The organism is Thermosipho sp. (in: thermotogales) (assembly GCF_020054775.1).
Classification (GTDB): Bacteria; Thermotogota; Thermotogae; order Thermotogales; family Fervidobacteriaceae; genus Thermosipho; species Thermosipho africanus.
In genome coordinates this window covers 1-10,302 of sequence record NZ_JAIHAP010000064.1, presented here as the reverse complement: position 1 = coordinate 10,302, position 10,302 = coordinate 1, and the positions used below count along the sequence as shown (strand labels likewise).

14 protein-coding genes and 3 tRNA genes are annotated in these 10,302 nt (G+C 31.7%); 6 read left to right on the top strand and 11 right to left on the bottom strand.

The window, feature by feature from the left end:
- From JG780_RS08990 to fliQ, 6 genes are all read left to right on the top strand, one after another.
- The coding region (locus JG780_RS08990) for a chemotaxis protein CheA (RefSeq protein ID WP_287570209.1) at window positions 1-1,154 on the top strand (1,154 nt) is incomplete at its 5' end.
- Between the two features lie 10 nt (window positions 1,155-1,164).
- Entirely contained in the window at window positions 1,165-1,620 is a 456-nt protein-coding gene (locus JG780_RS08985) for a chemotaxis protein CheW (RefSeq protein ID WP_004101410.1), read from the top strand.
- A gap of 4 nt (window positions 1,621-1,624) precedes the next feature.
- Complete coding sequence (cheY, locus tag JG780_RS08980; RefSeq protein ID WP_004101411.1) at window positions 1,625-1,987, top strand: chemotaxis protein CheY; 363 nt, start codon at window positions 1,625-1,627, stop codon at window positions 1,985-1,987.
- Window positions 1,988-2,029: 42 nt separating this feature from the next.
- Window positions 2,030-2,317, top strand: a complete 288-nt coding sequence (locus JG780_RS08975) for a flagellar biosynthetic protein FliO (protein ID WP_004101412.1) — start codon at window positions 2,030-2,032, stop codon at window positions 2,315-2,317.
- A complete protein-coding gene (fliP, locus tag JG780_RS08970; RefSeq protein ID WP_004101413.1) occupies window positions 2,314-3,069 on the top strand; it encodes a flagellar type III secretion system pore protein FliP in 756 nt (251 codons plus the stop codon). Before JG780_RS08975 ends, fliP begins: the two co-directional genes overlap by 4 nt.
- Window positions 3,070-3,071: 2 nt before the next feature.
- Window positions 3,072-3,338, top strand: coding sequence for a flagellar biosynthesis protein FliQ (gene fliQ, locus JG780_RS08965; RefSeq protein ID WP_004101414.1), 267 nt, complete (start codon window positions 3,072-3,074; stop codon window positions 3,336-3,338).
- Here fliQ and tmk read toward each other — a convergent pair.
- From tmk to JG780_RS08910, 11 genes are all read right to left on the bottom strand, one after another.
- The gene (gene tmk, locus JG780_RS08960; RefSeq protein WP_287570207.1) at window positions 3,335-3,940 is read right to left on the bottom strand and encodes a dTMP kinase; all 606 of its coding nucleotides are present in this window, start codon (window positions 3,938-3,940) and stop codon (window positions 3,335-3,337) included. The genes fliQ and tmk overlap by 4 nt on opposite strands.
- A 47-nt stretch (window positions 3,941-3,987) precedes the next feature.
- Window positions 3,988-4,767: a 30S ribosomal protein S2 gene (rpsB, locus tag JG780_RS08955; protein ID WP_287570205.1), complete on the bottom strand. Its 780-nt coding sequence runs from the start codon at window positions 4,765-4,767 to the stop codon at window positions 3,988-3,990.
- Window positions 4,768-4,865: 98 nt separating this feature from the next.
- On the bottom strand, window positions 4,866-5,222 hold the full coding sequence (gene rplT / locus JG780_RS08950; RefSeq protein WP_004101417.1) for a 50S ribosomal protein L20: 357 nt from the start codon (window positions 5,220-5,222) through the stop codon (window positions 4,866-4,868).
- Between the two features lie 29 nt (window positions 5,223-5,251).
- Window positions 5,252-5,455: a 50S ribosomal protein L35 gene (rpmI, locus tag JG780_RS08945; RefSeq protein WP_004101418.1), complete on the bottom strand. Its 204-nt coding sequence runs from the start codon at window positions 5,453-5,455 to the stop codon at window positions 5,252-5,254.
- 11 nt (window positions 5,456-5,466) lie between these two features.
- Complete coding sequence (gene infC / locus JG780_RS08940; RefSeq protein ID WP_353844464.1) at window positions 5,467-5,961, bottom strand: translation initiation factor IF-3; 495 nt, start codon at window positions 5,959-5,961, stop codon at window positions 5,467-5,469.
- A 167-nt stretch (window positions 5,962-6,128) separates the two neighbouring features.
- Window positions 6,129-6,204 (bottom strand) — tRNA-Lys (locus tag JG780_RS08935).
- An 8-nt stretch (window positions 6,205-6,212) separates the two neighbouring features.
- Window positions 6,213-6,287 (bottom strand) — tRNA-Arg (locus JG780_RS08930).
- 6 nt (window positions 6,288-6,293) lie between these two features.
- A tRNA-Glu gene (locus JG780_RS08925) sits at window positions 6,294-6,368 on the bottom strand.
- A gap of 66 nt (window positions 6,369-6,434) precedes the next feature.
- Window positions 6,435-7,847, bottom strand: a complete 1,413-nt coding sequence (gene pyk / locus JG780_RS08920) for a pyruvate kinase (protein ID WP_114702715.1) — start codon at window positions 7,845-7,847, stop codon at window positions 6,435-6,437.
- A complete protein-coding gene (locus JG780_RS08915) occupies window positions 7,798-9,084 on the bottom strand; it encodes a DUF5693 family protein (RefSeq protein WP_287570201.1) in 1,287 nt (428 codons plus the stop codon). The genes pyk and JG780_RS08915 overlap by 50 nt, the downstream gene beginning before the upstream one ends.
- Window positions 9,047-10,204, bottom strand: a complete 1,158-nt coding sequence (locus tag JG780_RS08910) for a hypothetical protein (protein WP_287570199.1) — start codon at window positions 10,202-10,204, stop codon at window positions 9,047-9,049. Before JG780_RS08910 ends, JG780_RS08915 begins: the two co-directional genes overlap by 38 nt.
- Between the last annotated feature and the right edge of the window lie 98 nt (window positions 10,205-10,302).

The following is a 10,302-nucleotide window of genomic DNA, read 5'->3' as shown; positions in this document are numbered from 1 at the left end:
ATGTTAAAATAACACAAACGGTCAGAGTTGATATTGAAAAATTAGATACACTGATGAATTTAATGGGCGAGCTTGTTATTGCAAGAAGTAGAATTATAGATATTTTGAAGAAATATAATATAAAAGAAGTTGATGAATCTTTGGCACAGCTTAGTAGAATAACTCTTGACTTGCAAAATATTGTTATGAAGGTTAGGATGGTTCCAATTTCTTACGTATTTAATAGATTTCCTAGAATGGTTCGCGATATTTCAAAGAATTTAGGTAAGGAAATAAACTTTGTTATGAAAGGTGAAGATACAGAACTTGATAGAACTTTTGTTGAAGAAATAGGAGATCCTCTCGTTCATTTGATTAGGAATGCTCTAGATCATGGAATTGAAACAAAAGAAGAAAGAATTGCAAAAGGTAAGCCTCCTGTTGGTACATTGATTCTTTCTGCACGCCATGAAGGTAATAATGTGGTAATAGAAGTTGAAGATGATGGTAGAGGGCTTGATAGGGAAAAGATATTGAAGAAAGCGATTGAAAGAGGGTTAGTTGATGAAGTAAAGGCTTCAGGTTTACCTGATGAAAAAGTTTACGAATTTTTATTCATGCCAGGTTTTTCTACCAAAGAGCAAGTAAGTGAGCTTTCTGGTAGAGGAGTTGGAATGGATGTTGTTAAGAATACGGTAGAGTCATTAAATGGAACGGTTCACATAGAGTCTAAAAAAGGTTTAGGAACGAAGGTAATAATAAAATTGCCGTTGACGCTTGCTATAATTCAGGCATTGCTTGTGAAAGTTGATAAATATATTTATGCTATACCAATTTCAGTTATAGACAGCACATTAATTGTTTTACCTGAGGAAATCCAAATGGTTCAAAATAAGGAAGTAATAGTTAAAAGAGGAGAAGTAATTCCAATTATTAAACTTTGGGATGTTTTGGGAATGAAACACAACGAAGAACTTGATGAATTAAATGTAGTTGTAGTTAAAGTTGCAAATAGAAAATATGGAATTGCTGTTGATACATTAATAGGGCAGGAAGATATTGTGATTAAATCCCTTGGAAAATTATTTGCTGATGTTAAGGAATTTAGTGGTGGTGCTACTTTGGGTGATGGCAGTATTGCCTTGATTATTGATACGCTAAATTTAGTGGAGTGAGGTGAAAAACATGAATGTTGAAACCGAATTTGAAGTTTTAAGTTTTAATATTTGTAGTCAAGAAATGAGTTTTGATGTTGATTACGTAGAAATTGTTATAGATAAGGATGAAATTACCCCCGTACCAAAATCAAAAGAAGTTATTGAGGGAGTTATAAATTTAAGGGGAAGAATTATTCCTGTTGTCAATTTAAGAAAGATACTTGGTGGAATTTGTTCAAATATGGACGAAAATAACTTTAAAAAGATCATAATCACAAAGATAAGAGATATTGAAATGGGGTTTCTAGTAGAAAATGTAAAAGGAGTACTTAGAACATCAAATTCAGAAATTGATAGAGCCTTTAGAGATGTTGATACTTATGGAAAGAAAGCAAAAGGATTAATAAAAAAAGGTGAAAGACTTGTAGTATACTTAGATATTGAAGAGATATTAAATGAAATAATTGGTGTAGAGGAGGTATAGAAAAATGGGAAAAAGAATTTTGATTGTTGACGACGCAGCTTTCATGAGAATGATGTTAAAGGATATTGTAACAAAAGCTGGTCATGAAGTAGTTGGAGAAGCTGCAAACGGAAAAGAAGCTGTTGAAAAATACAAAGAATTAAAACCTGACATTGTTACAATGGATATTACAATGCCTGAAATGAATGGTATCGATGCTATTAAAGAGATAAAAAAGATAGATCCAAACGCTACTATTATTGTTTGTAGCGCTATGGGCCAACAAGCAATGGTTATTGAAGCAATTCAAGCAGGGGCTAAGGATTTTATAGTAAAGCCATTCCAGCCTGCAAGAGTTATTGAAGCAATTCAAAAGGTTTCTGGTTAGGGGGCGAACGTTATTTCTTCTTTAGTTGGTTTTGCAATATCAATGCTCATTTTCGTAGCTGTAATGTTAGGTACTTATTTGGTTATAAAGAACAGGGTCCCCCGAAATGTAGGGGGACATTTTATCTCTGTTATTGAAAGAAAATTTCTTACTAGAAATAGCTATATAGTTGTAGTAAGAATAGTTGAAGAATATTATGTAATTTTGGTGACTGAAAATGGTGGAACTGTATTAAAAAAGCTTGATTCAATTGAAAGCGGGGAGTTTGAAAATTCAAATTTCAAACTTGAATTTTTCAAAAACATAGTAAAAAAAGGTGACAAAAAGTGAAGCGGCTGTTTGTTTTAGTATTTCTTGTAATTGTTTTTGTTTCATTTGCGCAAGATGAAGTTCCACTTCCAAATATTAGTATACAACTGAGTCCACCTCAGCAACCGAGGGATTTGGTTAATACATTAGAAATTCTTTTACTTTTAACCGTATTATCTCTTGCGCCTAGTATTCTAATATTATTTACATCGTTTACAAGGATTATAATAGTATTTTCCTTTTTGAGAAATGCTTTAGGAACTAGGCAAACGCCTCCGAATCAGATTTTAATAGGTCTTGCGTTATTTTTAACATTTTTTATAATGCAACCTGTTTGGAACGATATTTATAACAATGCAATAACACCTTATTTAAATTCAGAAATTGGTTACCAAGAGCTATTTTCTAGAAGTATGGATAGACTGAGAACATTTATGATAACTGAATTGAAAATTCATCATAACGAAGATAATGTTTTTATGTTAGCTGATAATGTAGGTAAAGAAATAGATTCTGTTGAGGCGGCACCTAATTCTGTTCTGATTCCGGCCTTTGTTATTGGCGAGCTTGAAATAGGTTTTAAGATGGGAATTTTATTATATATACCCTTTATTGTAATGGATATGGTTGTTGCTAGTATTTTGCTTTCTCTTGGTATGATTATGATCCCTCCAGTATTGGTTTCGTTGCCATTTAAAATTCTCTTGTTTGTTCTTGTAAACGGATGGGATATGTTAATTGGTAGCTTGATTAAAAGCTTTGGAGGCGGTTAAAAATGACTATAGAAGTATTTTTAGATGTATTTGGACTTGGAATTAAAACCTTATTAACGGTAATTTTACCACCTCTATTAATAAGTTTGATTGTTGGACTTTTAATTAGTATATTTCAAGCAGCTACACAAATAAATGAGCAAACTCTTACGTTTGCTCCAAGGATTATTGTTTTATTTTTAACGTTACTTTTTTTAGGAGGCTGGATGATTCAGCAGGTAATTGATCTTGCAAGGGAAATTATAACAAAATATTTTTCGATGATTTAGGATTGTAAATATTTCTCTACAATTGATTTTATTTCAGCAAAAACACTGTCTATGCTTTTTGTCCCGTCTATTATAAAGAAATTATCTCTTAATTCTGATAACTTTAAATACGTACTTCTCACTTTTTCAAGAAATATTTGTCCTTCCTTTTCAAGCCTATCTAGATTTTTATCTTTAAGTCTTTCCATTGCAATTTTTGTTGGAATATCTATATAGAAAACTATATCTGGATAAATATTGTCTGTTGCAAAATCATTTAATGTAGATACGGTTTCAACTCCGATGTTTCTTGCTCCACCTTGATATGCAATGCTTGAATCAGAAAACCGATCTGCCAAGACAAAAAAACCTCTTTTAAGATGAGGTTTTATAACTTCTTCTACTAATTGCGCTCTTGATGCAAGGAATAGTAATAACTCGCTTCTTTTATTTATATTTAAATTATTATCAAGTAGAATTTCTCTAATTTTTTCGCCTAGGATAGTTCCTCCAGGTTCTCTAATATTTAGCACTTTTTTCCCTTTTGATTTTAAATATTGTGAAAGAAGATTAAGTTGAGTGCTTTTTCCAGAACCATCAATCCCTTCAAAAGCAATAAACAATTAATTTCCCTCCTGTCAAAAAAGCCCCCTTTTCGGGGGCTATTTGGTTACATTTCTTCACTTTCATCTACATCTTCAATTTCAAATATTTCTTCATTATCTTCTTTTTGATTATTTTCTTCAGCTTCTTCACTACCGAAGGATACTCCTTCTCTTCCTTCAAGATATGCATCTGCGATTTTTGAAGTGATAAGTTGGATTGCTCTGATTGCATCATCGTTTCCTGGAATTATATAATCAATTTCATCAGGATCACAGTTAGTGTCTACGATAGCAACAGTTGGGATTTTTAAAAGATTTGCTTCGTAAACTGCGTTTCTTTCTTTTCTTGGGTCAACAATATAAATAACGTCTGGAAGTCTTGTCATGTTTTTTAAACCACCAAGGTTTTTTCTGAGTTTTTCGAGAATTCTTCTTAATCTGCTTTGTTCTTTTTTTGGTAAATGATCAAATTCTCCATTTGCTTCCATTTCTTCAAGTTCAATTAATTTGTCAATTCTTTTGCGGATTGTTTCGAAATTTGTTAGAAGTCCACCGAGCCATCTGTGATTTACATAAAATGCACCACATCTTTCTGCTTCTTGTTTAATAACTTGTTGAGCTTGTTTCTTTGTTCCGACAAAGAGGATTGTTCCCCCTTCAGCTGCTTTATCTCTTACAAAGTTGTATGCTTCATCAAGAAGTTTGGAAGTTTTTTGAAGATCGATTATATAAATACCTTTTCTTGCACCAAATATGTATTCTTTCATTTTTGGGTTCCATCTTTGAGTTCTGTGACCAAAGTGAACACCCGCTTCCAAAAGTTGTTTCATTGTAAGTACTGCCACAATATACACCTCCTGATTTGGTTAAACCCTCCCCTTCCTTCAACTCCATTGCCGACCCTAATAAGGGCACCGAGGCAGGGATCCAGAAGGGTGAGTTATTATTTTCCGATTGCTTGTTTTGCAATATTTACGTATTCTTTAAATGACTCGGGGTCATTTACAGCAAGTTCAGATAACATTTTCCTATTAATTGCTACTCCAGCTAATTTTAATCCGTGAATTAGTTCATTATATTTTAATCCTTCATTTCTAGCAGCAATATTTATTCTGGTAATCCAAAGTTTTCTAAAGTCTCTTTTCTTTAATTTTCTACCAACATATGCATGTTTTTTTGCTTTGATATATGCTTGTTTTGCAAGTCTATACCTTCTACTTAAAGCTCCATGGTATCCTTTAACTGCCTTTAGTATTTTTCTTCTTTTTTTCTTAGCGTTTACTGCATTTTTTACACGCATGATTTATCCTCCCTTCAAGTCGTTTTATTTTATTTTTTACCAAGCATTCTAAGTACTCTGTCTTTGTCGCAAGCTTTTACTTCTGTTTCAACTTTAAGTCTTCTAAGTGTTGATCTTCTCTTTTTGCCCGTCTTGTGCCATGCATATGCTTTTCTTCTAATAATTTTTCCATTTTTAGTAACTCTAAATCTCTTTGCGGCTGACTTATGCGTTTTCATCTTTTGTTTAGCCATATTTTCCCTCCTCAACTTTTTGGTTTTAACATCATCCACATGTCTCTTCCTTCAAGTTTTGGTGCTTTTTCAACACTAGCTACATCTTGCAAATCTTTAATAATTCTATCTAAAATTTCTTTTCCTTTATCAGCAAAAGCCATTTCTCTACCTCTAAACATTATTACAACTCTTACTTTATTTCCTGCTTCAAGGAATCTTTTAATATGCTTTAACTTTGTTTGGTAATCATGTTCGTCTATTTTTATACGGAATTTCATTTGTTTTACTTCAATAATTTTTTGATTTTTCTTTGCCTTTTTCTCCCTTTTTGCTAGTTCGTATTTGTACTTTCCATAGTCCATTATTTTAGCAACCGGTGGTTTAGCATTTGGAGCAACCAAGATCAAATCTAATTTTTGAGAATATGCAAGCTCTAAAGCTTTCTGTGTTGGCATAACCCCTAGTTGTTTTCCATCTTGATTTACCACTCTTACCTCTGGTGCTGTAATTTCCTCGTTTTTAATTATCTTATCGATAATTCATCCCTCCTAACATAAAAAATATCGGCGCGCAAAACGCCCGCCGATACATTAATCATCTATTAATGTTAATCTAAAACCTCATTTACTGCTTTATAACCCCTTCGCTTTCGCTTGGGGTGGGAAGCGGGCGCTTCCTCTTTACTATAACCTGGTGGGCCGTGTGGGACTCGAACCCACAGCCCCCTGATTAAGAGTCAGGTGCTCTACCTGTTGAGCTAACGGCCCAAATTTCATGGTGCCCCAGGGAGGAATCGAACCTCCATTTGCGGATTAGGAATCCGCCGTTCTATCCGTTGAACTACTGGGGCTTTCTTTGGCAGCCCCACGGGGAATCGAACCCCGACCTTCGGACTGAGAATCCGATGGACTAGCCGTTATCCTATGGGGCCATACATCCGTTAATATGATACCATAAAAGTTTTATTTGTCAACATTTTTAGTAAAAAGGTCTTATTTTATATTATTTCATGAACTTGGAGTGTATTTGTTGTTCCAGGTCTTCCCCAAGGAATTCCTGCGGTTATAATTACTTTATCGCCTTTGCTAGCAAGATTTGTTTCTTTTGCTTTTCTCATTACTTCTATAATCATTTCATCAGTTGAAAGTGTTTGATTGATCATAACAGGGATTACTCCCCACACAAGACTTAATCTATAATAAGTCGAAAGGTTTGGAGTAGCAGCCATTATAGGAACTGAAGGTCTTAAGCGAGCAATATTTATTGCAGTTTTTCCTGTACTAGTTGCAGTGATGATTAATTTTGCATTTATATCTCTTGAGAGGTTATATACCGCATGTGAAATAGCATCTTCTATATTTTCTGATATATAGTAATTTCTTATCCATTCTAGTTCAATTGAGTCGTAATCTAAAAGAAATTTTTCAGTATTTTTTGCTACCTCATCCATTACAGCTACTGCTCTAAGTGGATATTTTCCTATCGAAGTTTCTGCGGAGAGCATAATAGCATCGGTTCCATCTAGTATAGCATTTGCTATGTCAGATACTTCAGCCCTTGTTGGAGTCATATTGTTGATCATTGATTCGAGCATTTGAGTGGCAGTTATAACAGGTTTTGACATTCTATTAGCTGTTTCTATTATTCTTTTTTGGGCGATTGGAACTTGAGATAGTGGAATTTCTACACCAAGATCACCTCTTGCTACCATAACACCATCAGCAAATGAAATTATTTCTTCAAGATTGTCCAATGCTTGGGCAGTCTCAATTTTTGCAATTACTGGAATGCCATTGCTTAATGACTTTGCGTATTTTACGTCTGAAGCTTTTCTTACAAATGACAAAGCAATGTAGTCAAGATCTTCTTCGATGGCAAGGTCAATAAATTTTTTATCTTTATCTGTGACAGCAGAAATTGAAAGATCAACGCCTGGAAGGTTAACACCTCTATGGTGTGTTATTTTTCCGCCTCTTATAACTTTAGTGTATACTAAATTATCTTCAACTTTTTCAACAGTCAATTCTATTGCACCGTCATTTAATAAAATTCTGTCACCACTTTTTACTTCAAGTGGAAACCTTTTGTAATTTACAGATAATATACTCTCGTCACCTAATAAATCTTCTGTTGTTATTTTTAATATAGAACCTTCTTTTAGGGTTATATATTCTTCCTTGAGCTTTCCTGTTCTAATTTTTGGACCAGAAAGGTCAATAAGGATGGAAAATGGTGTGTTTAATTTTTCTCTGATTTTTTTTAGTCTTCTAATTCTTTCTCTGTGAATTTCAATGGTATCATGAGATGAGTTCAATCTAAAAACGTTTACACCCGAATTTACAAGTTTTTCCAGCATTTCCTCAGATTCTGTTGCCGGTCCTATAGTGGCTACTATTCTTGTTTTCCTCATAATATTCTCCCCTTTCAAAAAAGATTTTGAAAATTGAATAGATGATAAGCGTTAAAAATAAAGTTATCAGTTCGCGGTAGATGTTTACAAATAGAGGAGCTCTTATATGACAAAAGGTGTTAAAGGTTGATAAAAATGCAATACTTGCAAATATTTCAAAAAGTTTTTTGTAAAAGTCACTCTTTAAATATGGAATTAAAAATGCAAGAGGATAAAATAACAATTCTTTTGTTCTTGGCCTGATGATGAACAAATCTTCGATAAACTCACGTATGTTTCTTTCAAAGTCTGTAACAAATCCAAAATTACCGCTTCTAATTATATAATATATTCCAAAAATGGTAAATAGAGGTATTAAAAACTTAAGATGTGATTTTATCTTTTTGTTTTCTTTTATTATTAACTGTATTAGCAATATTGATGGTAATAACACTAGCGAAAGTTTTACTCCCCAGTATGTTTTAATATTGTTTAAATGTTCAAAATCATACAATGATAGATTTGTTAAAATACCTAAGGTGAAATAAGAAAAGAATTTTAAAACATTGTCTTTTATTTTAAAAAATATTACCACTGTTCCTAATATGCTGACTAATGAAATAAAAATTTCGTAAGAAAAATATAAAGTTGGTAAGAGAAAAATTGCGTAAGGAAAAAGATATAAAACGAATAGTATTAAAACTGTTGAAAAAAAGTATTTGAATTCAATGTTTGGTATATAAGGTGAAGCGTCAGAAATTTTAAAGTAGTTTTTGAATGCTTTTGCTACGGATTCAGTCATAGGTGTTTTTGGAAGAACTATTAAGTCAATACTTCTTTCAACAACTGCTCTCCAAAGTCTTTTAAATAAAGTTTTTTCATTGTATTTTGAAAGTTCTTCTGGTTTTATATAATGAACTGTTATTACCATATCTTTTGAAAGATTTTTGGCAAATTCTTTTGAAATAGTTTCAGAAATATTAAATTCTAGGATTCCAAATTTTTTTCCGTTTAAATTTATACCTTCCAAATTAATATTGGTAGCATCTTTAGGGATAATATATATTGCATCTTTATTTTTAATATTTTTCCCATCAAAAAATTCAATCTTGCTTGAATTTTCAAAAACAATATCAACTTTCATATTTTCTAAATCATTGTTAGTTCTTAATAATGCTCCGATTAAACCAATGATTAAAAATATCGAAAGAAAAATAGTTTTACTTTTCGATGTTGATAATATATCTTTTATCTTCATAAATCCTCCTTTCGACATTAGGATTTACCCAAGATATAATATATGGAGATTTTATTAACACCCCTCCAATGTTAATCCATCTTTTTTCATCAAGGAAGGTTAGAGTCGAATCTAATGTTTGATAATTATAGATGCTAACGTGTTTTAAATTATAATTGTCAAAGGTATCTTTTGACATTACAATCAGTAAATTTTTTCCTTTTTCAAGCTTTACAACCCCGTTATTAATTGGATTGTTGTTTAAAAGTATTACATTTTTTGTTTTATTAAGGTCATTTGATAAAACTTTTATGGAGTAATAATCATTGAAAAGTTTTTTGATTGATACGTTAATTGTTGGAGAAGTTGTATCTTTGGAAGTTATTGTTGTAATAGTTGATGTTAATGGAGTAATTTCGTAAAAATTTCTGGTTCCTATGTAGTTTATTTTTCCAAATTCAGTTTCTTTTCCAATTTCTACCTCGATTTTTTGAAAGTTAATTTTCGATTTTGGAATGTCTAGAAAAGTTGTTTTGGAAGATTCATATCCTAGTTCATCCATGCATTTGACAAATATTTTATATGTCCCGCTTGTAAGAGTACCACTTTTTTTTGAATCTTTTCCATTTACATACACTTTAGTATAGACGGCACTTTTGTCATGTATTTTGACATTGTAATATCCAATGTTTGGAAATGAGAAGGTAGTTATTTCTATCTTAGGGTAATCGGGAGTAATATAATATGTACCGAGGTAGTAATTTAAATTTATAATTTCGAAATTGTTTTTGAAAATCTTTAAATATGATATTAATTTATCTCTAGAAGTTAATTCTTTTACAATTATTTTATCATCATATATTTCAACTGGAAAACGATCAATTATAACTTTTTCAATATCGTTATTTGTATACAATTCAACCATTTTGTCAAAAACATCTTTAGAGACTACTATAGTGCCATTTTGTCCGATTGTTTGACCATCTTCAAGAACTAACAGATCATTTGGAATGTCTACATTTCCAATTTCTATAGAAGGAGATTTAAAGTACGTTATAATTTTACCTTTAAAAGGCAGAGCTTTACCCGAAAATTTATATACTTTTTGGTTGATAATAAGTGAATTATCAAAGGTATTCAAATATATAGTAATAGAAAATAATGTGCTAAAAAAATAGAAAATAATGAGGGAAAGTATTCTTTTCAAATTATTCACCCTTTTCGAGATTTTTTAATACA

Coding starts and splice junctions, on each gene's coding strand:
- JG780_RS08985 (WP_004101410.1), top strand. CDS start 1,165: ATGAATGTTGAAACCGAATTTGAAGTTTTAAGTTTTAATATTTGTAGT.
- cheY (WP_004101411.1), top strand. CDS start 1,625: ATGGGAAAAAGAATTTTGATTGTTGACGACGCAGCTTTCATGAGAATG.
- JG780_RS08915 (WP_287570201.1), bottom strand. CDS start 9,084: ATGAAGATAAAAGATATATTATCAACATCGAAAAGTAAAACTATTTTT.
- rplT (WP_004101417.1), bottom strand. CDS start 5,222: ATGCGTGTAAAAAATGCAGTAAACGCTAAGAAAAAAAGAAGAAAAATA.
- pyk (WP_114702715.1), bottom strand. CDS start 7,847: ATGAGGAAAACAAGAATAGTAGCCACTATAGGACCGGCAACAGAATCT.
- rpmI (WP_004101418.1), bottom strand. CDS start 5,455: ATGGCTAAACAAAAGATGAAAACGCATAAGTCAGCCGCAAAGAGATTT.
- fliQ (WP_004101414.1), top strand. CDS start 3,072: ATGACTATAGAAGTATTTTTAGATGTATTTGGACTTGGAATTAAAACC.
- JG780_RS08975 (WP_004101412.1), top strand. CDS start 2,030: ATGCTCATTTTCGTAGCTGTAATGTTAGGTACTTATTTGGTTATAAAG.